Below are 23,487 nucleotides of genomic sequence, written 5' to 3'. Positions count from 1 at the left end.
CTTGCAGAAATTTTTATTTTTATCAATAACGTGAACTCGGGATAAGTCACTGTCAATTTGCCAACAAACCTGCCCTCTCTCCCTATGGGAGAGAGTTGGAGAGAGGGTTTGTTGAGCAGCATACCCTCTCCCCAGCCCTCTCCCATAGGGAGAGGGCGCAAAGTGACTTAAATTTATCAATCACTTTTATCCCGAAATCGCGTTATCAATAAATTGAAAAAAGGGCAGATATGAAATCTGCCCCTACGAATTGAGTTTTGCAAAAGTTTCAGGCTGCCTGAAAATGGATAAAAGGGCGGATTTCGTGTCCGCCCCTTTGGTGTTGAAACCAAAAAACATCAACCGTGCAATTCGCGCACCCGTTCCACTTCTTCCGCGCTGCCCAGCACCACCGCCACGCGCTGATGTAAACCAGTTGGTTGAATTTCAAGCATATTTTTACGCGCATTGGTGATTTTGCCACCTGCTTGTTCCACCACCAAACCCAAAGGATTGGCTTCATACATCAAACGCAATTTGCCTGCTTTGCTTGGGTCGCGTTGGTCTTTCGGATACAAAAACACCCCACCGCGCATCAAAATCCGATGCACTTCCGCCACCATGCTCGCCACCCAACGCATATTGTAATTTTTGCCACGCGCGCCCGTTTCGCCAGCCAACAGCTCGCCAATGTATTGCTGAACAGGCGTTTCCCAATGGCGTTGATTGGACGCATTGATGGCAAATTCGGCTGTTTTTTCAGGGATTTGGGGATTGGTATGCGTTTGAATGAACACGCCTTTGTCGTCCAGCGTAAACACATTCACGCCATTTTTCAGCGTCAAAACCAGCACCGTTTGCACGCCATACAACACATAGCCAGCCGCGACTTGTTGCGAACCTTTTTGCAAGAAATGCTCGGTGTTCAGGCTGCCTGAATCCTTTTTCAAAATGGAAAAAATCGTGCCAATAGAAATGTTTACGTCAATATTGGACGAACCGTCCAAAGGGTCAAACAGCACCAAATATTCGCCCTGCGCGTTGCAAGCGACAAAATCGTCTTCTTCCTCGCTCGCCAAACCTGCCACATTGGGGTTTTGTTTTAATTCATCAATCAAGATTTGGTTGGCAATCACGTCCAATTTTTTTTGCGCCTCGCCCTGAACATTGCCCGTGCCAGCCTCGCCCAATACGCCCGCCAACGCGCCCAAACGCACATTCGCGCTGATTTTCAGGCAGGCAGAAACCACGCTGTTTACCGTATCGCGCAATTCAGGTGCAATTTGGTTTTGTGATTGCAGATATTGTTGAAAAGTTTGCATATTTTTCTCCATATTTTCCATTAAATTCATCAAATTTCCAAAAAAATCAGAACAGTCATGCCGACCGCAGCCAAAAACATCAAAATCATCGCCAACCACGCCACCCAATGATGTGGACTGTCTTCATCATCTAAATTGCCAAATCCAATCAAGGCATTGCCCAAATGCCCCAAAATTTCAAAAACAGTTTCCATATCAAAAATCCTTCATTGTTGTGTTTTCAGGCAGCCTGAAAAGCATTTTGTGATTATGCAAAAGCCAAAAATGCCATTATGCCAAAAGAAACCAGCAACACCACACCCAGAATAATCCAAAATGATAAACTGAGTTCAGAAACATCTGTATCATCTTGATTTTCCGTAGCATAACCGATACCAATATGAAAAATGGCTTCAATCAAGTAAATACCGATTTCCCAAAAAAATGACATTTTTTTCTCCTAAAAAATCATTTAATTTGATAATCCAACACAAATCGTGCTTTGTCATCTTGTGCCAAAATTTCAGTTAATTTTGGCATAATCTGTTTCAGCATTTCAGGCAAAACATAGGGCGGATTGATGATGAACATGCCACTACCGTGCATACCAAAACCGTCAGCGCGTGGCGCATGGACGTGTAATTGCACATCTAAATAATTGTTTGGCGAAATTTTTTTCAATTTTTCAGGCAGGGTGCGACTTTCAGCGCGGCTCAAACAGGGATACCACACGGCATAACAACCCTGTTCAAATTTTTTCAACGCGGCTTGGAGCGTGTCCACCACGCGCATATAGTCTTGTTTTTGTTCATAAGGTGGGTCAATCAACACCACCGCGCGGCGTGTGGCTGGTGGCAACAATGCCAATAAGCCTGCAAAGCCATCTTCTTGTTTTACAATGCATTTTTTGCCCAAATTCAATTCGCGCATGTTGTTGATTAAATGCTGAAAATCGCTTGGGTGCAATTCAAATAAACGCATTTTATCGGCTTCGCGCAATAAACTTTGCGCCCAAAATGGCGAACCTGCGTACAGGTCATTTTCTGCCAAAATATTATCCAAATGCGCCACAAAATTTTGTACGCTTTCAGGCAGCCTGAAAAGGTTTTCGCGCAATTTGGCAATGCCTTCACGGTATTCGCCCACTTTTTGCGCTTCGCTGCCGCGCAAATCGTACACGCCTGCGCCCGAATGGGTGTCTATATACCAATAGGGTTTGTCTTTTTGATTGAAATAATGGAGCGTTAAAAACAAAATAAAGTGTTTTAAAACATCGGCATGATTGCCTGCGTGAAAGGCGTGGCGGTAGCTTAACATGATGGGGTTTCCTGTTTTCAGGCTGCCTGAAAAGTCAAGTATTTAACGTTGTTTGAGTGTATGAACCAAATCTTGCAACAAGGCGATTTCTCGGTCTTTTTGTGCTGTTATTTGTTGAATTTGTTGTTCTTTTTCGGTTAATTTTTCGTTGAGATGGGCGATGGTCAGTTGAAGTTTTTCTATTTCATGTTCCAATTCACTTGCGCCAATATAAGTATTTTGTGAACTGTCTTTATTGATTTGGTAGTGATAAATAATACTTTGTTTATTTTCATGAATGAGATTCATGGTTTTTTCCACATCAAAATTCAACAATTCCACCAAATCCATTTCAAAAATGGCGGCAATTTCATTCAATTTGGGAATGTCCAAACGGCGAATGCCACGCTCAATTTTGGCGTAGCCATATGTGGACATGCCCAATTTTGCCGCCATTTCTTCTTGTGAAAAATCATGGAATTTGCGTAAGGCTCGGACTTTATCGTTCAGTTGCATAATGGGTACTTTTTGGGTGGGTTGCTGGGACAATTTGTTGCTGGTTTGGGTTGGGAAATGGGTTTATATTTCATGTCATTTACATTGATATATAAGTTCTTGATTTTAACATATACTTCCACAGAAAGGAATTTTGATGAAGAAGTTGGAGATGATTATGTTGAGCTGTTTGATTTTGGCAGCCTGTTCCAGTTCTGGCAATCCAGAATTAAAACAAATGTCTCACTCACAGTTGAAAACCAGCATTGTGCAGGGCGTAACCACGAAACAAGATATTCAAGATATGTTTGGTTCGCCAAATGATATTCAATTTCATAATGAAAACAATGTTTCACGCGAATATTGGGAATATCGCTATGATTCGCGCACACCTCATGCAATGAATTACATTCCTTTATTGAGAACTTTAAAACGTGGCGCAGATTTGCGCAAAATCCGTTTAATTGTTTTTTTTGATGAAAATGATAAAGTTAAACGTTATACGTTCCAAGATGCGACAGACGTACGAAAAGAGGGCTGGCTAGGACGATAATCTATTTAAATAAATTTAAACGCCATTTATCCACAAAATAAATGGCGTTTTCCCATTTTCAGGCAGCCTGAAACCAAAAAATCCATGCCAAAATAAGCCAAATCGTGTTAAAATCGCCCATTTCATCATTCCGATTAACCCTTTATCCGAAAGAAAGAAACACATGGCAACGATTGAAAAATTGGAAAACTTGGAACGCAAATTGGTCGTAACCGTTAAATGGGACGACATCAATGCCGAATTTGACAAACGCCTGAAACAAACCGCCAAAAAAGCCAAAATTGACGGTTTCCGCCCTGGACACGCCCCCATCAAAATGGTGGCACAAATGTATGGCGCAAGCATTCAAAATGAAGTGTTGAACGATTTGGCGCAAGCCGAGTTCAACAAAGAAATGATTGCACAACAAGTTCGCATTGCCGATTTGTTGCGCGTTGATGCCGTTGAAGGTCAAGAAAACAACACCGAAACGTTCCAAGCCGCCTTTATTTTTGAAGTGCTGCCTGAAATCAATTTGGCAGATTTGAGCGGCTTGAACATTGAAAAATCGGTTGCCAATGTTAATGATGCCGAAATTGACCAAACCATTGAAATTTTGCGCAAACAACGCACACGCTACAACCGCGTAGAACGCGGCGCACAAAACAATGACCGCGTGATTATTGATTTTGTGGGCAAAATTGACGGTGAATTGTTTGATGGCGGTTCATCTGAAAACTATCCTTTCGTTTTGGGTCAAGGTCAAATGCTGCCTGAATTTGAAGCGGGCATTTTGGGCATGAAAGAAGGCGAAAGCAAAGACGTTTCCGTCAATTTCCCCGAAGATTACCACGGCAAAGAAGTGGCTGGCAAAACCGCCGTGTTCACCATTACCGTACACAATGTTGCCGAAGCCGAATTGCCACAAGTTGATGAAGCCTTTGCCAAAGCATTGGGCATTGCCGATGGCGATGTGAGCAAAATGCGCGAAGAAGTGAAGAAAAACGTGAGCCGCGAAGTAAAACGCCGCACCGATGCCCAAAATGTGGAAGCGGTTATGGCAGCTTTGCGCGATGCACACAGCTTTGATTTGCCACGTTCTTTGGTAAACGAAGAGGCTGCACGTTTGGCAGAAGAAATGAAACAAAATTTCGCACAACAAGGCTTGGACGCAAAAGATTTGAACCTGCCAGTTGAAATGTTTATTGACCGCGCGGAAGAGCGTGTGAAATTGGGCTTGATTTTGCCCGCTTTGGTGGAAGCCAACAAATTGCAACCCACCGAAGAGCAAATCAAAAACATCGTGAACGAATTTGCCGAAAGCTACGAAGACCCACAAGAAGTGGTGGCTTGGTATTATGCCGACCGCGAACGTTTGCAAGGCCCAAGCAATTTGGCTTTGGAAGCGAATGTGGTGGCATTTGTGTTGGGTAAAGCCAAAGTAACCGAAAAAACCTTGAATTTTGATGAAGTAATGGGTGCAGGCATGTAACGTTTGCCCCTGTAAACGCAAACAGCAAGCACAATCAATGTGTTTGCTGTTTTGTATTTTCAGGCTGCCTGAAACGCATTTTTTGCGTATAATGATGATTTTATTTCAGGATTTAAACCATGCTGGACATTCAAAATAATACCCTTATCCCCACCGTAATTGAGCAAAGCGGTCGTGGCGAACGTGCTTTTGACATTTACTCACGTCTGCTCAAAGAGCGCATCATTTTCTTGGTGGGGCCTGTGAACGACCACACCGCCAATTTGGTGGTGGCGCAAATGCTGTTTTTGGAAAGCGAAAATCCCGACAAAGACATTTATTTTTACATCAATTCCCCAGGTGGCAGCGTAACGGCTGGCATGAGCATTTACGATACGATGAAATTCATCAAGCCCGATGTGCAAACCTTGTGTTTGGGTCAAGCGGCGAGCATGGGGGCGTTTTTGTTGTCGGCTGGCACCAAAGGCAAGCGTTTTGCCTTGCCCAATAGCCGCATTATGATTCATCAGCCTTTGATTAGTGGCGGTTTGGGCGGTCAGGCTTCGGACATTGAAATTCACGCGCGTGAGTTGATTAAGTTGAAAGAAAAATTGAATCAATTATTGGCGGAACACACAGGTCAAAAAATTGAACAAATTGAACGCGATACCGACCGTGATAATTTCATGTCGGCACAAGCGGCGGCAGAATACGGTTTGATTGATAAAGTGATTACCTCTCGTGCCGATGCGGTTTGACGTGTTGTAAACATCAAACCCATTTTCAAGCGGTTGTGGGGCGGATTGACCTATCCGCCCTTTTTTCATTTTGAAAAAAATGTTTCAGGCAGCCTGAAAATACCAGTATGCTAAAATCACGCTTATTTTTTGGAAAAAATCATCATGCTCAATTTAGCCGTAGTCGGACACACCAACACGGGTAAAACTTCGCTCATGCGTACTTTATTGCGCGACACCCAGTTTGGCGAAGTGAAAAATGCCGCCGCCACCACGCGCCACGTTGAAATGGCGCAAATTGGCGATTGGCTCAAATTGTACGATACGCCTGGTTTGGAAGACGCAGGTGGCGTATTGGATTGGCTGGAAGAACACACCGCCAACAAATTGGACGGCATTGAACGCATTGGGCAATTTTTGAATAGCCCTGCCGCGCAAAACGAATTTTCGCAAGAAGCCAAAGTGTTGCGCCAACTGCTTGCCAGCGACATGGCATTGTATGTGATAGACGCGCGTGAACCCGTGTTGCCCAAATACAAAGATGAATTGACCGTGTTGTCATGGTGTGCCAAGCCGATTATGCCTGTGTTTAATTTTACGCAAAATGGCGATTTGAGCGCGTGGCAAGCGATGTTGGCGCGGCGTTTATTGCATGTGAGCAGCAGCTTTGATACGGTGGCTTTTGATTTTGAAGGCGAAATGCGTTTGTGGGACAATCTGGCAACCATGTTGCCCCAACGTGCCGATTTGGACGATTTAATGCGAATGCGGCAACAAGAATGGCGCGATTTAGACCGACAAGCACGCGAAATCATCGCCCATTTTTTGTTGGACGTGGCGGCATTCAGGCAGCAATTTGCCGATAAAAATCAATTAGAAAACATTCAGACGCAAATGCAAACTGCCGTGCGTCAATTAGAACGCACCACGCAGCAGCAAATTTTGGCTTTGTATCGCTTTTATCAAAACGAGCTGCATGGCGAAGATTGGGCGTTGCAAGCCTTCCGCCAAGACCCTTTTGACGCAAATCTGCTGAAAGAATATGGCATACGCACCACGCGCGGTGCGGCAACAGGTGCGCTGATTGGTTTGGGTTTGGACGCGCTCACGGCAGGTTTGTCTTTGGGCATGGGGATGCTGTTGGGGGGCGTGATTGGTGGCACGGTGTCCAACTGGCGGACGTTGAGCGACAAAATGTCTGGTGTGAAAACGGTGTTCATTGACGCGGCAACCATTACGGTGCTGGCGGCTCGGGCTTTGGATTTGCTGGCGGTGTTGCAATCGCGTGGGCATGCGGCGCAAGATGAAATGCGGCTTTCAGGCAGCCGTGCGCCGTGGCAAAGCGATAAGCTGCCTGAACCTTTGCAAAAAGCGCGTGTGCGTCAAAAATGGTCGGTGTTGAACGGTACATCAAGCGATGTGGCACAGCATTTGCGCCATGAAAAAGCCCAAATTTTGGTGGAACAATATTTGCGTTAAAAATTTTTCAGGCTGCCTGAAACCTCATTTGCGAAAAATCCGCTTATCCACCCAATAAATCAACACCAAAATCGGCACGCCCATTAAGGCGGTAAACGTGAAAAAGTTGGGGTAGCCCATTTTGTCCACCATTGCGCCCGAATAGCCACCCAAAATTTTAGGCGACAGGGTCATCAACGAAGAGAGCAGGGCGTATTGCACCGCCGTAAATTGAATATTGGTTAGGCTAGACAAAAACACAATAAACACCGCCGTTGCCAAGCCACTTGCGATGTTGTCCAAGCCCACGGCAAAATACAAAAATGCCACGCTGTTGTTGCCCATCGCCATAAACATAAACAGCAAGTTGGTGGCTGATGCGGCAATCGCGCCCAACATCATCATTTTCATCACGGGGAATTTTTGCGCCAAAATGCCGCCTATCAATCCGCCCAAAATGCCCATCACAATGCCAAAGGTTTTCACTGCCAAGGCGATTTGCTCTTTGCTGTAACCCAAATCGGCGTAAAACACATTGGCAATCACGCCTGCCACAATGTCTGAAATGCGATACAAGCCGATGAGTGCCAACAACAAAATCGCTTGTTTGCCGTAACGTTTGAAAAAATCGGCAATCGGCTCAACCCATGTGTGGTAAACCAAATGGTGTGGCACGATTTTGCTGTTGATGAGCAGCCATGCCAAGGCGATTGCGCCACCCAATCCGATGAGCAATTTGCCTGTTTCGCCCCATGCGTTTTCAGGCAGCCATGTTGCGCTCACGCGGTAGCCTGCGATGAATGTTGCCACCAAAATCACAAACATCATCAATAAAATCAGTTGGTTTTTGGGGGATTGATTTTGGGGATTTTTTTCTTGGTAAGCGTTGGGTTCGCGCATCATCAGGGTGGTTGCCACGCCAATGAGCATGAATGCGCTCATTATCCAATAGGTGTTGCGCCATGCTTCGTAAAGATAGTGGCTTTGTGTTGAGCCAAGTTGTGCTGCCAGCCACAAGCTGCCGCCTCCTGCCAAAATCAAGCCCAAACGGTAGCCCACGGTGTAGGTGGATGACATGATGGTTTGCATGGCGGAATCGTTGGGGGCGATTTCAATGCGGTATGCGTCTATGACCACATCTTGCGTGGCAGAGGCAAAACCCAATAACACCGCCGCTGCCGCCATGGTGTTCAGGCTGCCTGAAATTTGGGGATTGACGCTGCCCATTAAAAATATCGCAAACACAATCAAACCCTGTGCCAAAATCAGCCACGCGCGGCGTTTACCCAAAATGCGCGTTAAATGTGGCAAAGCCAAGCTGTCAATCAAAGGCGACCACACGAATTTGAACGAATAACCCAAAGCCGCCCAACTGAATAGGGTAACGGTTTTTCGGGCAATGCCCGCTTCGTTGAGCCACAACGAGAGCGTGGAAAAAATCAGCAAATAGGGCAAACCTGCGGCAAATCCCAAAAACAGTAAGGTAATGGCACGGCGGTCGGAATAAGCCGCAATGGGGTTGGCTGGTTTGGCTTGCATAACACGAAAATTCCCAAAAATAAAGTGGCGATTATAGCAAAAAGGCAGCCTGAAATGGGGTTCAGGCTGCCTGAAAAACAAATGATTTGAAAGAAATTCAGGTGCGGTTTTCGCTTTTATTTGGTTATTTCTTTGACTTGACCTGCGCCATAAACGCCATCGTAGCCAGCGTATTTGCCTTTATTGATTTGCAACATACCGCCGATATTGTTAATCGAGCCATAAAAACCACCTTTGGTATAAACATCAGCCCCTTCTTCGCTGGCAAAAGCGTTGCCATTGATTTTGCCATTTAATTTGTAGCTGGTTTCTTTATCTGCTTGTAAATTCAGATTAACCTGTTTGTTTTTAAAATCAACCTCACCCGAAATGGCATTTTCCAAAGGTGTGTATTCACCATTTTTGCCGATAATGGCATGACCCTGATAAGCATAAGTTTCGTCTTTTCTGGAAATGCTGTATGCGAAAGGGGTTCTGCCATGCACAAATAGGTGGCTGACATTGTTTTCATCAACGTAAACACCGAAACGCATTTTATTGAATACAGGGGTGCCTTTGTCGGCATCTGCCACACCCATGCTGCCTACCCAACCTTTGGCATTTTTGGGAATGTCTTGCTCATCAAATTTTTTGAAAGCCAAATTTTGGCGTTCATCTTCTTCAAATTCCTTTTTCAACAAAGGGATAGAAGTATCATTGATTTTGATGGCATACAATTCAGGCACAGCACTTGGGTTAATGGTTGATGTTACTTTTCCTTTTGCATGGTCAATGCTTAAAATATTGGTATTGATGGGGTTCCGATAATCATCATCATCTTGTTTAGTGGGCAATTCATTACTGTTATCGATAACAAAAAGTTTGTCCAACTCGGTTTTGATGTCTTTTTGTCGGGTGGCTTCTTTATCCAATTCCTTTTTGTATTCGTCCACAGCTTGTTGTTTGGCGTTTGCCAATTCTTGCTGATGTTTGGTTTTGGCTGCTTCCAATTCCTGCTTGGCTTTGTCCAAAGCCTGTTTGGTTTGGGCTAATTCGGTGGACGTTTCAGTTTGCTTGTTTTTTGCCTCATTTAATTGATTTTGGGCTTCGTCCAGTTTGGTTTGTGCCGCTTTCAAGTCATTTTTGGCTTTTTGTAAATCTTGTGCATCGGTATTGGCACTTTGATTTTTCTGGATTTTATCCAACTCATCTTTTGCATTTTGCAAGGCTTGTTGTGCTTTTTCCAATTCGGATTGTTTTTGTTGGATTTCTTGGTCTTTTGCCAATTTGGCTTGGGCTACGGCATCATCTTGCGCTTTTTGAGCGGCATTCAGTTTGTCTTGGGCTGCCTGTAATTCTTTTTGGGCATTGCTTTGGGCATTTTTTAAATCGTTTTGGGCTGTCAATAAATCTTTTCGTGCTTTGTCCAAGTCATTTTGTGCCTGTTTCAATTCATCGGCGGTGGCGGTTTGCGATTGTCGTGCTTTTTGCAAATCATTTTGGGCGGTTTGCAATTTTTGTTCGGCTTCTTTCAAGCGATTTTCGGCTTGGGTTTGTTTGTCTTTGGCTTGATTTGCCAGTTGTTGGGCGATTTCCAGCTCGCTTTTGTTTTTTGACGCGGTATTTTCAATGGTGGGCATACCTGATGAGCTGCTGCCACACGCCACCAGCACCACGCTGCAAATGAGGGTTAAAGTGGTGTTGAATAAAGTGCGATTGTTCATAAGATAAACTCCGTTATGATGTGTTAAAAAATGATAAACGGCATTTTACCAATAACAATAATGATTATCAAATGATATTTGAAGTGCAGCTCAGGCAGCCTGAAAAGCCAATGGGGTGGATAAATACCCACCCCATTGGCTTTTCAGGCTGCCTGAAATATTTTTTAAAGCAAAACCTTATTCCGCTTGAAAAACCGCCGTGTTGGTTTGGGGATTTTCAGGCAGCGTTTCCGCTTTTTCGGCTGCCTGAATTTCCGCTTGCAAGCGTTTTTTCTCATTCAAATATTGATTGATTTGCTGCACCAAATCTTGCGTGCCAGCGTGGGTCAATGCGCTGATTTTGAACAGGCGTGGCGTTTCCATATCAAATTGGAAACGGTCATCAGGGGCAGGGTAATCCCAACCGATTGCCTCCAAAAAGGCGCGTTCACGCTCGGCGGCGGTTTCATCGTTCAACATATCCAATTTGTTCAACACCAGCCAGCGTGGTTTGTCGTACAAATCTTCATCGTATTTACGCAATTCGTGGATAATCGCCAACGCTTCGCCAGCCGTGTCCACCGTTTCATCAAACGGTGCCAAATCCACAACGTGCAACAATAAACCCGTGCGCGACAAATGTTTCAAAAAGCGATGTCCCAAACCTGCGCCTTCTGCCGCGCCTTCAATCAAACCAGGAATGTCTGCCATAACGAAACTGTTGTTTTCGTCCATGCGCACCACGCCCAAATTGGGGTGCAAAGTGGTAAATGGATAATCCGCCACTTTGGGGCGCGCGGCTGAAACAGCACGAATCAGCGTGGATTTACCCGCATTGGGCATACCCAGCAAACCCACGTCTGCCAACACTTTCAGTTCAAGCTGCAAGGTACGCGCTTCGCCATCTTCGCCATTGGTGTATTGTTTGGGGGCGCGATTGACCGATGATTTGAAATGTATGTTGCCCAAACCGCCTTTGCCACCACGCGCCACGCACACACGCTGCCCATGGTGGGTTAAGTCTGCCAAGATTTCATCGGTGTCCACATCGCGGATTAAAGTGCCAACGGGCATACGCAATTCGATGTCGTCTGCGCCTGCGCCGTAGCGGTCGGAGCCGTGTCCTTTTTCGCCATTTTTGGCTTGATAGCGTTTCACAAAGCGGTATTCCACCAGCGTGTTGATGTTTTCATCGGCAACGGCAAACACGCTGCCACCGCGTCCGCCATCGCCACCATCGGGCCCGCCGCGCGGTACGAATTTTTCGCGGCGGAAACTGGCTGCACCGTTGCCGCCTTTGCCGCCAATGACTTCAATTTTGGCTTCGTCTATGAATTTCATGTTTTAAAACTTTCTTTTATCAATAATTGATTTTTCAGGCTGCCTGAAAATTCATTTAAATGGAATGATACTGGGTTTGCCCCACATTTTCTTTTTCAGGCGCAACCATTCGCGTTGGATTTTTTCGCCCAAGCTGCGTTGGCGTTTGATTTCATTGGCTGGCGCATTGCCAAAACGCTCGTTGCCCAATGTGGTACGCAAGGTGCTGTTTGCTTGGTTGAGCTGAAATTCTTGTATGCACAAAGCGGGCGAAATTTGGTAAACGGGCAAATTGGCACGGTGCAAATGCTGGCTGAAAATCAATTCGTCCAGCGCGTCAAACGCTTTTTCAGGCAGCTTGGACACCCAATCCACCAAATCCACAGCAGCTTGGTGCGACACCACATATGCTGCCGTACCGTGGTGTGTGCTTTTTAAACGCAAAAACGCGCGATGGTCGTAATCGGCAAAATCGGTGCGCTCGGTGTGGGTGGGCATGAGAAAGGTTTCCAAACGCAACAGCCATGCTTTATTGTTGCCCAAGTTTGCCAAATAATCTTGGTTCATCAGCCATTTGTGGGCATTTTCGCCCAACACAATGTCGTCTTCAAAAATCGTGATGTGGGGCAAATTGTGTTTCACGCAATATTTCCACAGCAAAAAGTGGCTCATGAAACAGGCTTTTTCCACATCGCGTAAATGTGGCACTTGGGCTAGCTGGGGCAGGTGTTGCGCCATGCATTCTGCCAAATCCGCCACTTGCACCGCGTCAAAAAAGGCAAAATCAATTTTTTGTGATTGAAATTGTTGGTGTATGTGCGCTTGCCGCATGGTGGCGGTGGGGACGTTTATCACAAAATTATTCATGTTTTTCAATTATGGCGATTTTTCAGGCAGCCTGAAATGTTTTTTAAAGCGAAACCCTTGAACATTGGTTTATTTGGCTTACTTTTTTAAAAAGTAAGTCGCCGAAGGCAAAACCCATTTCTTGTAGGACAATAAAAGGCTGCCTGAAAATCAAAATTCGCTATCGGAAATGCTGCCGTTGGGGTTGGTAAAATCAAAGGCTGGGGCGGGTTTCAATGCCGCCAAATTCAGCGCGGCAGGATTGAGCGTGGGGTAGCCACTGAATGTTACCGCATAGCCGCCATTGTTGCTGGCGCGAAGTTGCGCTTGTGCGCCCAAGGGGAACGTGGTTTTTTGCGCGATATGCCCAAACGGAAAGCTGGTGTACACGGGCACATTGGCGGTGCGCGAAATCGTCATTGCCACGCTGTTTAAATCGTAGCTGCTGTCGTAGGTGTCGCGTATGTTGCCCATGCGGAAATCGCCCAAAATAATCGCTTGCTGCTGTTTTAAAATGCCTGCCAAATGCAAGGTTTGCAACATTCTTTCTATGCGATAGGGTTGTTCGGACACATCTTCCAAAAACAAAATGCCACCGTTGATTTTGGGCATATAGGGCGTGCCAACCAGCGATGCGATGACGCTCAAATTGCCGCCCCACAAAATGCCATCTGCATTGCGAACGCGGTTCATTTGGTAGCCACCCACAAACACGGTGCTTTGTTTTTGTGTGGTGGTTTGGATAAAACTGTCCATTGTATAAGTGTCGGGTACGGGTTTGGCAAATTCGCTGTACAACATGGGGCCTGCAAAGCTGGGCATATTGCCTTGTGCCAACAATGCCAGTTGTATGGCGGTTACATCGCTGAATCCAAACAATAAAGTTTGCTGTTCGCGCATTCTTGCGCCCAAGTTTATCCAATCAATGTGTGGCAACAAGCGTGCTGCACCATAACCACCGCGTACGCCCATCAACACTTTGGGGGTGGCAACGCGACCTGTTGCCACATCTTGCAAATCGGCAATGCGTTCGGCATCGCTGCCTGCAAAGCGTTGAAAACGGCGATAGGCTGCCGTGTGGTTGTTAATCACAAAGCCTGCCTGAAACAGTCGGCTCAAACCCGTTTCAATGCGGCTGGGGTCTTCGGCAAATCCCGATGAGGCAAACAGGCGCATGGTGTTTTGTGCGCCGTGGCTTGCGCGAGTGGGGGCGGTTTGGGGTGTGGGAACTGGGGTGGGCATGGTTTGCATTTGCGGTTTGTTGGGGGAAGTTTTGCTGGGGGCATTGCCACCGCCACAGGCTGCCAAAATGCTGCTGCCTGCTGCAATGAGTGTGCTTTGTAACACGCGGCGGCGTGTGAGTAAATGATTCATGTTTTCAAATCCTTATTCTGTTTGATGCAACAATGTGGCAATTTGCGCTTGCCAGTTTTCAGGCAGCCTGAACGCGTTTTCGCGCACCGCGTTTGCCCAAATGGGGGCAGGGAAACAGGCATCGTTGTCAAATCGCGCAATAATGTGCCAATGCAAATGCGGCACCACATTGCCCAAACTTGCCAAATTGATTTTGGCTGGCTGAAACACTTGGCGCATGGCTTGTTCCACACGGTAAACCATATTCATCAGTTCATCGCGCTGTTGTGGGGGCAAATCGGTCATTTCGGCGATGTGTTCGCGCCAAATCACGCGGCAAAAGGCAGGGGCTTTGGGTTCATCGTGCACGGCAATCACGCGCAGATGGTGGTTTTGCCATAAAATCGTTTCGTTGTGGCTTTGGCAAAGTGGGCAAGTCATGATGAGACATTTGTGGGATTAAAACGCGCATTTTACCGCAAAAGCCGCCTAAACGGTTTTCTAATTGTTTGTTTAGCAGTATAATTTTGTTTTAAATGCGTTTCAGGCAGCACAAACGGTATTTTAAACAAGGCGGATTTTTCATAATCCGCCATTTTCTATGCTGAAACAGCCCCTTGTTTTGCCTGCCTGAAAAAATTTTGGAATACCCTTAACGATGAATACAATGAAAAAATTATCCGATAAACAAATGGCCATGTTGCTTGCCATTTTGGTGGCGATTATGCCGTTTTCCATGGACGCTTATTTGCCCTCCTTGCCACACATTGCCCGCGATTTGCACAGCGACATTCATTACATTGAACGCAGTTTGAGCAGCTTTATTTTGGGCATGGCGGTGGGGCAGCTTTTGGGTGGCTCACTTTCCGATATTAAAGGCAGAAAAAACATTGCCCTAACAGGTTTGGCGGTGTACATCATCGCATCGTTTGCGCTGATTTGGGTGCAAACGGGCGAACAGTTGCTTGCCTTACGTTTGGTGCAAGCGGTGGGTTGCGGCATGGCAGGCGTAACCGTGGGCGCGATTATCCGCGACAATTACGAAGGCAAACAAGCCGCACAAATGTTTGCGCTCATTGGCGTGATTATGATGGCAGCCCCTTTGCTTGCGCCCATGGTGGGTTCGGTGTTGCAAACGGTGGGCGGTTGGCGTGCCGTATTTGTGTTTTTGTGTGCTTATGCGGTGTTGGTGCTGGTGTTGTTGCACCGATTTTTGCCCAAACACAAAACCGCCGAGCCGATTCGCCGCGATGTGTTGCGCGTGATTTTTGGGCGATACAAACACATTTTGTCCACCAAACCCGCTTTGGGTTTTTTGTTTTTTCAGGCAGCGTCCTTTTCGTCCATGCTCACTTTTTTGACTGAATCGTCTTTTGTTTACATGGATTTATATGGTTTGAATCACCATCAATATGCGTGGGCGTTTGCGTGCAATATTGTAACCATGGCAATATTTAACCGCATTACCGCATGGCATTTGAAACGCGACAGCAATTCACAAGACATTTTATTGTGGGGCATTGCCATTCAATTTGTTGCCAATTTTGCGTTGTTGTGCAGCGTGTGGGCGAGCGATTTGCCCCCCTTTGCGTGGTTGATGGTGTTGTTGATGTTGTCGGTTGGCACGCAAGGTTTGGTGGCGGCAAACACGCAGGCATTGTTTATGCAGCATTTTAAAGCCGAAGGCGGCAGCGCAAACGCCATTTTATCGGCAGCACAATCGCTGATTGGCGCAACGGTGGGCTTTTTGGTCACTTACTTGCACAACGGCAGCGTGAAAGTGATGGGCAGTGTGATGGTGGCTTGTACGGTGTGTGGCGCGATTTTATTGTGGTATTTTTCGCGTCAAGCGTGGCAGAAATCGCGTTAAATTTGTTAATAAAAGTAATTTAGCGTTATGGGTGCAGCGCAAACAAATCGGTTTAAGATATAGTTGCGTTTTCCGTTTTCAGGCAGCCTGAAAACATTTTTCTCACATTTTGTTTATCAAATAAGGAATGTTCCCATGAAATTATTGAAATCAGCCACCATTTTGGCAACCGCAGCGGCTTTGGGTTTGAGCGGTTGTGTTACCAATGCGCAAGGCGAACGCCAGTTGAGCAAAACCGCCACTTACGGCACTTTGGGTGCGGTAACGTGTGGCATCATTGGTGCCATCAGCCATGGCAAACAAGGTGCGCGTAATTCTGCCGCCGCGTGTGGCGTAGTGGCAGCAGGCGTGGGCGCATACATGGACGTGCAAGAAGCCAAATTGCGCGAACAGTTGGCAAACACAGGTGTGGAAGTGAAACGTGAAGGCGACCAAATCAAATTGACCATGCCCGAAAATGTAACCTTTGCCACAGGTCGTTACGATTTGTCTGCCCAAGCGCAAAATGCCTTGAATGGCGCAGCGCAAACATTGGCAATGTACAACGACACCACCTTAACCATCGTGGGACACACCGACAACACAGGCTCTGACGCGATTAACAACCCATTGTCGCAAAATCGTGCCAATTCCGTTGCCAACTATTTGAATGGCAAAGGCGTGGCAATGAACCGCATGTCGGTTGTGGGTCGTGGTTCAACACAGCCAATCGCCACCAACAACACGCCAGAAGGTCGCGCTCAAAACCGCCGCGTGGAAATTTTAATCAATCCAAAAGCCGCTTAATTTTTATTGCTTAATGGGATTCAGGCAGCCTGAAAAACACACACGTTTTCAGGCTGCCTGTTTTTGCGTTTGCGAAAATCAATTGCGATTTTTTTCATGTATCCTTATACTTCGTTCACAAACCATTAACACAACTTTACCAACATGAAATTCTTTACGGAGTAACAAGCATGAATCATCAGCATGAGCCAGATACGCATGACGTACTGGCAAACACGCAAAAGCCGATTACCGATTTTCGCGGTTTGATTTTAACGCTCATTTCCGCATTGGTCAGCTATGGCGTGTACAGCATTTTGCCTTATGAAGACATGGCAAATCGCGGTTTGGCGATTTTGCTGTTTGTGGCAATTTTGTGGTTTACCGAAGCCGTACACATTACCGTTACCGCCCTGATGGTGCCATTGTTGGCGGTGATGTTCAAAATTCCCGACATGGGAACCAAAGCAGCATTATCCAGCTTTGCCGACCCCATTATTTATGTGTTTTTTGGCGGTTTTGCCTTGGCAGCCGCATTGAACATTCAAAAATTGGACAGAAAAATCGCCATGTGGGTCATCTCGCTTTCGGGGGGCAATATGTTTGTGGCGGTTATGTTGCTGTTTGGCGTAACCACCGCCTTATCCATGTGGATAAGCAACACCGCCACCACCGCCATGATGTTGCCTTTGGCAATGGGCTTGATGTCGCACTTGGATAAAGAAAAAGACCGCAAAACTTATGTGTTTGTTTTATTGGGGATTGCTTATTGTGCCAGCATTGGTGGTTTGGGTACGATTGTGGGTTCGCCCCCCAATGGCATTGCGGCAAAAGCCTTGAATTTGGACTTTTCAGGCTGGATGAAATACGGTTTGCCCATGATGTTGGTGTTGTTGCCTTTGATGTTGATTTCTTTGTTTGTGGTGCTCAAACCCAATTTCAAAGAACGCGTTAATCGCACCCAAGAAGAAAACATTCCTTGGAATTTGCACCGCGTGATTACCGTGGTGATTTTCGTTACCACCGCGATTGCGTGGATAATGGGCGACAAAATCCAAAAAGCCACAGGCATCACTTCCATTGACAGCTTTATTGCGATTGCGGCAGCCGTAGCCGTGGTGGTGTTTGGCACCGTGCGTTGGAAAGATGTGGCAGAAAGCACCGATTGGGGTGTATTGATGTTGTTTGGTGGCGGCATTGCGTTGAGCAATTTAATGCAAAAATCGGGCGCGTCTGCCGCTTTGGGCAATGAAGTGGCTGCCACATTTGGTTCGGCACACCCCTTGTTGGTGATTGTGGTGGTGGCAACGTTCATCATTTTCTTGACCGAATTCACCAGCAACACCGCATCGGCGGCTTTGCTTGTGCCTGTGTTTGCCACCATTGCGGCACAACTGAATATGCCCCAAGAGGTTTTGGTGATGGTCATTGGTATTGGTGCATCGTGTGCTTTTATGCTGCCTGTGGCAACACCACCCAACGCCATTGTGTTTGGCACGGGTTTGGTCAAGCAAAAAGACATGATGTATGTGGGCTTTGTGTTGAACATTTTGTGCATTATTGCCGTGAGCGCGTGGGCTTATTGGTTTTTGATGTGAAAATGAATTGACGCGAAAAAGCTGCCTGAAAACCCATTCGCAAAGGTTTTCAGGCAGCTTTTTACTGTTCCAGAAAAATGGGTTTTGCCTTCGGCGACTTACTTTTTAAAAAAGTAAGCCAAATAAACAAATGTTCAACGGTTTCGCTTTAAAAAACGTTTCAGGCAGCCTGAAACTTTTGCAAAACCTACTTTTAAACTGATGTAGAGGCGGATTTCATATCCGCCTCTTTTCAATTTATGTAAAAATAGGACGAATGTAGGGTGCAACTTGTTGCACTATTTTCCTGATAAAATATGGACTTGGTGCAACAAGTTGCACCCTACATGGTGTCCCAAAAATAAAAATTTCTGCAATTCTAAACAGGGCAGATATGAAATCTGTCCCTACAAACCGAGTTTGGCAAAAGTTTCAGCCTGAAAATACTAACCCATTGAATAAAATAAAATTAGTCATTGTTTTTTGGTTTGTTTGGCTTACTTTTTTAAAAAGTAAGTCGCCCGCGCAGAGATTAGGAGTGCAAATCCCAACAGGAAAAGCTGCCTGAAACGCATTCGCAAAACGTTTCAGGCAGCTTTTTTCAATTTAAGCGATTACACCACGCCTTGTGCCAACATCGCGTCTGCCACTTTTTTGAAACCAGCGATGTTTGCGCCATTCACATAGTTCACAAAATCGCCTTCTTTGCCATTGGCAACGCAGTTTTCGTGAATGTTTTGCATGATGCCAAACAAACGCGCATCCACTTCTTCGCGTGTCCAAGACAAACGAATCGCGTTTTGGCTCATTTCCAAGCCAGAAGTTGCCACGCCACCTGCATTTGCCGCTTTACCTGGGGCGTACAAGATTTTCGCTTTCACAAATTCATCTACCGCGCCCAAAGTGGAAGGCATGTTCGCGCCTTCTGATACACAGAAACAGCCGTTTTTCAACAATTCTTTCGCGTCATTTTCGTCCAACTCGTTTTGCGTTGCGCTGGGGAATGCCACATCGCACGCCACGCCCCAAGGTTTTTTGCCTTCAAAGTATTGCAAACCTTGCTCTTTGGCGTACACCGACACGCGCTCGCGGCGCACTTCTTTCAATTCAATCAATGCCGCCAGTTGCGCTTCGGTCATGCCGCTATCGGGGAACAACACAAAGCCGTTGGAGTCGGAAACGGTCAGCACTTTCGCGCCCAGTTGAATGGCTTTTTCGGCGGTGTATTGTGCCACGTTGCCGCTGCCTGAAATCACCACACGTTTGCCAGCCATGCTGTCGCCGCGTGTTTTCAGCATATTGTCGGCAAAATAAACCGCGCCATAACCCGTGGCTTCGGGGCGAATCAGGCTGCCACCATACACCAAGCCTTTGCCTGTCAAAACGGAAGTAACTTCATTGCTCAATTTTTTGTATTGACCATACAAGAAACCGATTTCACGACCGCCCACACCAATGTCGCCAGCAGGAACGTCTGTGTCGGCACCGATGTGGCGATACAGTTCGCTCATAAACGCTTGGCAGAAACGCATCACTTCGCCATCGGATTTGCCTTTGGGGTCAAAGTCTGAACCGCCTTTGCCGCCGCCCATGGGCAGGGTGGTCAAAGCATTTTTAAACACTTGTTCAAACGCCAAAAATTTCAACACGCCCAAGTTTACAGTGGGGTGGAAACGCAAACCGCCTTTATAAGGACCAATCGCGCTGTTCATTTGCACGCGGTAGCCACGGTTTACTTGCACTTGACCTTTGTCGTCCACCCAAGACACGCGGAACATAATCACGCGCTCGGGTTCAACAATGCGCTCCAACAAGCCCATTTGGGTGTATTTGGGGTTTTTTGCCAAGAAAGGTTGCAGGCTGCCAAATACTTCTTCCACCGCTTGCAAAAATTCAGGCTGGTTGGGGTCGCGTTGTTTCATTTGTTGGAATAAAGCGTTCAAATCGCTCATGGTTTTGCTCCTAAAATTAAAGTGAAGTGTGAAAAGGAATTTGTAGTTTTATTACAGAAAAATCTGCTCAACTTCAATGTTTGCGTAGTTTAACAATGTTTTTGTAATTTGTGTAGTAGTTGTTGGGGTGTTGTGAAAATAAATAATGATTATTGCGTAGTATCATTACAAAAATGATATATTTTGAAAATTGAAAAAAATTTTGAGCATGAAAAATCATTAAAATAAGTAAAATTTGCATTTTTATGGCGTGATAATGGGGTGGAAATGGTGTTTTTGTTTGGGTATTTTTGCATTTTTTTGATTTAAAGCAGAAAATGAATGTATTTTTGTATTTTAATTACATTGTAGTCGGTCAATGAAAAGGCAGCCTTGAAACTAATTTCAGGCTGCCTGTTTTGACTTGGATTTTAACCCGTGTTGCGTAAACCTTGCGCCACACCGTTGATGGTTTGGTGTACCATGCGTAAAGTGTGTTGATTATCAGGCTCTTGGCGCAATTTTTGCAACAATGCCACTTGCAAACCACCCAGCGCGTTTAAATAGGGAATCCGCAATGCCAAGCTGCGTGCCAAGGGGCGATTGTCCATCAGCAATTCTTCGGCTTGCAGCAGGGTAAGCAGGGCTTGGCGGCTGCGTTGGTATTCGGCTTTGATGGTGGCGAAAATGGCTGCGCCGTGTTCGGGGTCTTGGCTCAATGCGGCGTAGTGTTCTGCCAAGGTCAAATCGGTTTTTGCCATCACTTGCTCCATATTGGACAAAATGGTGCGGAAAAAATGATTGTGTTGGGCGTGTTCTTGCAGCTTTTTCAGGCTGCCTGAATCGCGTTGGCACAATTCTTCCACCGCGCTGCCAAAGCCATACCAAGCGGGCAACATCAAGCGGTTTTGCATCCACGAAAACACCCATGGAATGGCGCGTAAATCTTGAATCCGCGCCAACGTTTTGCGACTGGCGGGGCGGCTGCCCAAGTTCAGGCTGGCGATTTGTTCAATGGGGCTGGTTTGCAGGAAATAGTCAATGAAACCTTGTCGCGTAATCAGGGCGCGATAGTGCTGGAATGAGCTTTCAGACAGCGCGTTCATCAAATCCACATCGGGGTCTTGCGTGTCGGGCAACAGCGTGGCTTCCAAAGTGGCGGCAACCAATGTTTCCAAATTACGCGCGGCATTGCTGGGGTCGGCATATTTGGAATTGATGACTTCGCCTTGTTCGGTAATGCGGATTTGTCCTGCCACGCTGCCTGCGGGTTGCGCCAAAATCGCTTGATAAGAAGGCCCCCCGCCGCGACCCACGCTGCCACCGCGTCCGTGAAACAGGCGAATGCGGACATTGTGTTTTTTGAACACTTCCACCAAACCAATTTCGGCTTGATACAAGCCCCAAGTGCTGCTGATGTAGCCGCCATCTTTGTTGCTGTCGGAATAGCCGAGCATGATTTCTTGAATGTTGTCGCGGCTGGCAATCAGGGCGCGATACCAATCCAAGCCAAACATGGTTTCCATAATCGGGCAAGCGTTTGCCAAAGCCTCAATCGTTTCAAACAATGGTACGATGTTGATGCGCGATTGAACCGCACCGTTTTGACTGGTCAGCAAACCCGTTTCTTTTAAAATCAATGCCAAAGCGAGCAAATCGCTGGGCTTTTCGCAGTTGGAGATGATGCTTTGTGAAATGGCATCTTCGCCAAATTGTTGTTTAATCAAATTTGCCTCGCGGAAAATCGCCAATTCGTAACAAGTCGCCTCGCTGTATTGGGCAAAGGGGCTGAATAGTGGGCGTGGGTTGTTCAATTCGCGCAATAAAACGGTTTGTTTTTCGTTTTCAGGCAGCCTGAAATAATCTTCCAAGCCTGCTTTGGCAAACAATTCGGCAACCACATCGCTGTGTTTGTCGGCGTGTTGGCGCAAATCAAGCGGCATCAAATGAAAGCCACACACCGACACAATGCGAATAAAATCGGCAATGCGCCCATTTGCCAACACCGCGCTGCCATTGTCGCGCAAGGAATGTTGCAACAAACGCAAATCGTGCAAAAATTCCGCCACGCTGGTGTAGGGCTTGCCCACGCCAAATTTGCATCCCAAAGGCACGCCCAATTCATGCGCCTTGCCCACCATGCGCGACAAAATGTAGGCAATGGCGCGGCGATAGGGTTCTTCTTGACGCGCCACATCGGTATCGGGCGATTTGGCTGAAAGCACCAACACCCCATCGCTCACATTCACGCGGCGCACCGACAGGGGCAATTCTTGGTACAAGGCTTCCAATTCTTTGCGGTAGTGGTGGAATGCGGCATCGGCGTGGCGTGTAAAGGCTTCGCGCAAAGTTTCAGCCGAAACAAAGGGGTTGCCATCGCGGTCGCCACCAATCCAGCCACCAATTTTCAAAATGTCGGGAATGTGGATTTCGGGGAAGGCTGCCTGAAACTGCTTTTCCAAGCGGCGATACAATTTGGGAATGGCTTGAAAAAAACTCATGGGGAAAATGTTGACGCCATTGTTGATTTCGCTTTTGACGCTGATTTTGAAATGGCGCGTTTCGCTGGTTTGCCAAAGTGTGAGCAAAACAATGTCCATTTCGCGTTGCAATTCTGCCAATTCTTCTGCGCTGTGGCATTGGGCGCGGCGCGGCAACAGGGCGCGGATTTTGCGATGTGAAATGAGCGTGGCTTGACGTTGCACTTCGGTGGGGTGGGCGGTTAATACGGCATTGACTTGCGTGGCGTTTAAGGCTGCCTGAATGCGGTCGCTGTTGATGTCATTGCGTTTGAATTTTTTGACGGTTTCAGCCACATCGCCATTGTGTGGGGCATCGCCAGCCCATTCGTGTGCCAAGCGGCGGCGTTCGTGATGCACGTCTTCGGCGATATTGAGCATTTGTGCAAACATGCCCACGGCGGTAATCAGGTTTTCGGTTTGTTCAAGGCTGAGCGTGGGCAACAATGTGGTAACCACTTGGCTGGCATCTTGGGCTTTTGCCAAAATTTTGACGGCATTAACCACAATTTCATCGGCATGATTTTCCAACACGGCATAAAGTGATTGGGTCATGAATTGCACATCGGCAGCCAAATCCACGTCTTTTTCGGTCAGTAAATTGAATTGCATGGCGATACTCCGTTTAACCATTTTTAACAAAAAATTAACACAGAGATTGTATGCCATGTTGCATAAAAATACCACCACAACAAAAAAGCCGAGTTTGATGTGGCAGGTATTTTTAATTTTATCAGTCGTTTGAATACAAAAAGGGCAGATGTGAAATCTGCCCCTACATCAGTTTGAAAATGAGTTTGCCAAGGTTTCAGGCTG

At 46.5% G+C, this 23,487-nt stretch carries 20 protein-coding genes; 7 read left to right on the top strand and 13 right to left on the bottom strand.

Annotated elements, in window-relative coordinates; genetic code table 11:
- Nucleotides 1-338: 338 nt before the first annotated feature.
- Genes H3L97_RS10175 through H3L97_RS10155 form a run of 5 tightly spaced genes read right to left on the bottom strand, consistent with a single transcriptional unit; the run spans nucleotide 339 to nucleotide 3,125 of the window.
- Entirely contained in the window at nucleotides 339-1,301 is a 963-nt protein-coding gene (locus tag H3L97_RS10175) for a class 1 fructose-bisphosphatase (protein ID WP_097113506.1), read from the bottom strand.
- A 29-nt stretch (nucleotides 1,302-1,330) separates the two neighbouring features.
- Nucleotides 1,331-1,495 (bottom strand): hypothetical protein, encoded by a 165-nt coding sequence (locus H3L97_RS10170; RefSeq protein ID WP_179655763.1) that lies wholly within the window; start codon nucleotides 1,493-1,495, stop codon nucleotides 1,331-1,333.
- A 53-nt stretch (nucleotides 1,496-1,548) separates the two neighbouring features.
- Entirely contained in the window at nucleotides 1,549-1,731 is a 183-nt protein-coding gene (locus H3L97_RS10165) for a hypothetical protein (RefSeq protein ID WP_097113387.1), read from the bottom strand.
- 17 nt (nucleotides 1,732-1,748) lie between these two features.
- Nucleotides 1,749-2,597 (bottom strand): 23S rRNA (adenine(2030)-N(6))-methyltransferase RlmJ, encoded by an 849-nt coding sequence (locus H3L97_RS10160; RefSeq protein ID WP_097113388.1) that lies wholly within the window; start codon nucleotides 2,595-2,597, stop codon nucleotides 1,749-1,751.
- Between the two features lie 42 nt (nucleotides 2,598-2,639).
- The gene (locus tag H3L97_RS10155) at nucleotides 2,640-3,125 is read right to left on the bottom strand and encodes a helix-turn-helix domain-containing protein (RefSeq protein ID WP_097113389.1); all 486 of its coding nucleotides are present in this window, start codon (nucleotides 3,123-3,125) and stop codon (nucleotides 2,640-2,642) included.
- Nucleotides 3,126-3,228: 103 nt separating this feature from the next.
- Between H3L97_RS10155 and H3L97_RS10150 the strand changes: the two genes are divergently transcribed.
- The 4 genes from H3L97_RS10150 (at nucleotide 3,229) to H3L97_RS10135 (ending at nucleotide 7,290) form a co-directional block, all read left to right on the top strand.
- On the top strand, nucleotides 3,229-3,624 hold the full coding sequence (locus tag H3L97_RS10150) for a hypothetical protein (protein ID WP_143269088.1): 396 nt from the start codon (nucleotides 3,229-3,231) through the stop codon (nucleotides 3,622-3,624).
- Between the two features lie 163 nt (nucleotides 3,625-3,787).
- On the top strand, nucleotides 3,788-5,095 hold the full coding sequence (tig, locus tag H3L97_RS10145; RefSeq protein WP_097113391.1) for a trigger factor: 1,308 nt from the start codon (nucleotides 3,788-3,790) through the stop codon (nucleotides 5,093-5,095).
- A gap of 119 nt (nucleotides 5,096-5,214) precedes the next feature.
- The gene (gene clpP, locus H3L97_RS10140; protein WP_097113392.1) at nucleotides 5,215-5,832 is read left to right on the top strand and encodes an ATP-dependent Clp endopeptidase proteolytic subunit ClpP; all 618 of its coding nucleotides are present in this window, start codon (nucleotides 5,215-5,217) and stop codon (nucleotides 5,830-5,832) included.
- 144 nt (nucleotides 5,833-5,976) lie between these two features.
- The gene (locus H3L97_RS10135; RefSeq protein WP_097113393.1) at nucleotides 5,977-7,290 is read left to right on the top strand and encodes a GTPase/DUF3482 domain-containing protein; all 1,314 of its coding nucleotides are present in this window, start codon (nucleotides 5,977-5,979) and stop codon (nucleotides 7,288-7,290) included.
- Between the two features lie 24 nt (nucleotides 7,291-7,314).
- Here the strand turns inward: H3L97_RS10135 and H3L97_RS10130 are convergent, their stop codons facing one another.
- The 6 genes from H3L97_RS10130 to H3L97_RS10105 all read right to left on the bottom strand — a co-directional run bounded on the left by H3L97_RS10130 (nucleotide 7,315) and on the right by H3L97_RS10105 (nucleotide 14,450).
- Entirely contained in the window at nucleotides 7,315-8,808 is a 1,494-nt protein-coding gene (locus tag H3L97_RS10130; RefSeq protein ID WP_097113394.1) for an AmpG family muropeptide MFS transporter, read from the bottom strand.
- A gap of 116 nt (nucleotides 8,809-8,924) precedes the next feature.
- Nucleotides 8,925-10,511, bottom strand: a complete 1,587-nt coding sequence (locus H3L97_RS10125) for a hypothetical protein (protein ID WP_097113395.1) — start codon at nucleotides 10,509-10,511, stop codon at nucleotides 8,925-8,927.
- Between the two features lie 177 nt (nucleotides 10,512-10,688).
- The gene (gene obgE, locus H3L97_RS10120) at nucleotides 10,689-11,831 is read right to left on the bottom strand and encodes a GTPase ObgE (RefSeq protein WP_097113396.1); all 1,143 of its coding nucleotides are present in this window, start codon (nucleotides 11,829-11,831) and stop codon (nucleotides 10,689-10,691) included.
- Nucleotides 11,832-11,882: 51 nt separating this feature from the next.
- Complete coding sequence (locus tag H3L97_RS10115) at nucleotides 11,883-12,677, bottom strand: glycosyltransferase family 25 protein (protein ID WP_097113397.1); 795 nt, start codon at nucleotides 12,675-12,677, stop codon at nucleotides 11,883-11,885.
- 150 nt (nucleotides 12,678-12,827) lie between these two features.
- Complete coding sequence (locus tag H3L97_RS10110) at nucleotides 12,828-14,030, bottom strand: LD-carboxypeptidase (RefSeq protein ID WP_097113398.1); 1,203 nt, start codon at nucleotides 14,028-14,030, stop codon at nucleotides 12,828-12,830.
- Between the two features lie 12 nt (nucleotides 14,031-14,042).
- On the bottom strand, nucleotides 14,043-14,450 hold the full coding sequence (locus H3L97_RS10105) for an HIT family protein (RefSeq protein ID WP_097113399.1): 408 nt from the start codon (nucleotides 14,448-14,450) through the stop codon (nucleotides 14,043-14,045).
- 217 nt (nucleotides 14,451-14,667) lie between these two features.
- On the opposite strand from H3L97_RS10105, the gene H3L97_RS10100 reads away from it, so the two are divergent.
- The 3 genes from H3L97_RS10100 (at nucleotide 14,668) to H3L97_RS10090 (ending at nucleotide 18,242) form a co-directional block, all read left to right on the top strand.
- Nucleotides 14,668-15,879 (top strand): multidrug effflux MFS transporter, encoded by a 1,212-nt coding sequence (locus tag H3L97_RS10100; RefSeq protein WP_097113400.1) that lies wholly within the window; start codon nucleotides 14,668-14,670, stop codon nucleotides 15,877-15,879.
- 135 nt (nucleotides 15,880-16,014) lie between these two features.
- Nucleotides 16,015-16,665, top strand: a complete 651-nt coding sequence (locus tag H3L97_RS10095; RefSeq protein WP_097113401.1) for a YiaD family glycine zipper/OmpA-like lipoprotein — start codon at nucleotides 16,015-16,017, stop codon at nucleotides 16,663-16,665.
- Between the two features lie 170 nt (nucleotides 16,666-16,835).
- A complete protein-coding gene (locus H3L97_RS10090) occupies nucleotides 16,836-18,242 on the top strand; it encodes an SLC13 family permease (protein ID WP_097113402.1) in 1,407 nt (468 codons plus the stop codon).
- Nucleotides 18,243-18,835: 593 nt separating this feature from the next.
- Here H3L97_RS10090 and gdhA read toward each other — a convergent pair.
- Nucleotides 18,836-20,173 carry an NADP-specific glutamate dehydrogenase gene (gene gdhA, locus H3L97_RS10085; protein WP_097113403.1) on the bottom strand — a complete coding sequence of 446 codons (1,338 nt, stop codon included), beginning with the start codon at nucleotides 20,171-20,173 and terminating at the stop codon, nucleotides 18,836-18,838.
- 410 nt (nucleotides 20,174-20,583) lie between these two features.
- Nucleotides 20,584-23,283 (bottom strand): phosphoenolpyruvate carboxylase, encoded by a 2,700-nt coding sequence (gene ppc, locus H3L97_RS10080; RefSeq protein ID WP_097113404.1) that lies wholly within the window; start codon nucleotides 23,281-23,283, stop codon nucleotides 20,584-20,586.
- Between the last annotated feature and the right edge of the window lie 204 nt (nucleotides 23,284-23,487).

This window comes from Alysiella filiformis (genome assembly GCF_014054525.1).
Taxonomy (GTDB): Bacteria; Pseudomonadota; Gammaproteobacteria; order Burkholderiales; family Neisseriaceae; genus Simonsiella; species Simonsiella filiformis.
Note: the sequence above shows the minus strand (reverse complement) of the source record. Positions and strands in the feature narration are given on the sequence as shown.

Bases quoted from the DNA above. Each gene is read 5' to 3' on its own strand.
- tig (WP_097113391.1), top strand. From the start codon at position 3,788: ATGGCAACGATTGAAAAATTGGAAAACTTGGAACGCAAATTGGTCGTA.
- H3L97_RS10110 (WP_097113398.1), bottom strand. From the start codon at position 14,030: ATGAATCATTTACTCACACGCCGCCGCGTGTTACAAAGCACACTCATT.
- H3L97_RS10125 (WP_097113395.1), bottom strand. From the start codon at position 10,511: ATGAACAATCGCACTTTATTCAACACCACTTTAACCCTCATTTGCAGC.
- H3L97_RS10095 (WP_097113401.1), top strand. From the start codon at position 16,015: ATGAAATTATTGAAATCAGCCACCATTTTGGCAACCGCAGCGGCTTTG.
- H3L97_RS10175 (WP_097113506.1), bottom strand. From the start codon at position 1,301: ATGCAAACTTTTCAACAATATCTGCAATCACAAAACCAAATTGCACCT.
- clpP (WP_097113392.1), top strand. From the start codon at position 5,215: ATGCTGGACATTCAAAATAATACCCTTATCCCCACCGTAATTGAGCAA.
- H3L97_RS10165 (WP_097113387.1), bottom strand. From the start codon at position 1,731: ATGTCATTTTTTTGGGAAATCGGTATTTACTTGATTGAAGCCATTTTT.
- gdhA (WP_097113403.1), bottom strand. From the start codon at position 20,173: ATGAGCGATTTGAACGCTTTATTCCAACAAATGAAACAACGCGACCCC.
- H3L97_RS10100 (WP_097113400.1), top strand. From the start codon at position 14,668: ATGAATACAATGAAAAAATTATCCGATAAACAAATGGCCATGTTGCTT.
- ppc (WP_097113404.1), bottom strand. From the start codon at position 23,283: ATGCAATTCAATTTACTGACCGAAAAAGACGTGGATTTGGCTGCCGAT.
- H3L97_RS10150 (WP_143269088.1), top strand. From the start codon at position 3,229: ATGAAGAAGTTGGAGATGATTATGTTGAGCTGTTTGATTTTGGCAGCC.
- H3L97_RS10105 (WP_097113399.1), bottom strand. From the start codon at position 14,450: ATGACTTGCCCACTTTGCCAAAGCCACAACGAAACGATTTTATGGCAA.
- H3L97_RS10130 (WP_097113394.1), bottom strand. From the start codon at position 8,808: ATGCAAGCCAAACCAGCCAACCCCATTGCGGCTTATTCCGACCGCCGT.
- H3L97_RS10115 (WP_097113397.1), bottom strand. From the start codon at position 12,677: ATGAATAATTTTGTGATAAACGTCCCCACCGCCACCATGCGGCAAGCG.
- H3L97_RS10090 (WP_097113402.1), top strand. From the start codon at position 16,836: ATGAATCATCAGCATGAGCCAGATACGCATGACGTACTGGCAAACACG.
- H3L97_RS10160 (WP_097113388.1), bottom strand. From the start codon at position 2,597: ATGTTAAGCTACCGCCACGCCTTTCACGCAGGCAATCATGCCGATGTT.
- H3L97_RS10170 (WP_179655763.1), bottom strand. From the start codon at position 1,495: ATGGAAACTGTTTTTGAAATTTTGGGGCATTTGGGCAATGCCTTGATT.
- H3L97_RS10135 (WP_097113393.1), top strand. From the start codon at position 5,977: ATGCTCAATTTAGCCGTAGTCGGACACACCAACACGGGTAAAACTTCG.
- obgE (WP_097113396.1), bottom strand. From the start codon at position 11,831: ATGAAATTCATAGACGAAGCCAAAATTGAAGTCATTGGCGGCAAAGGC.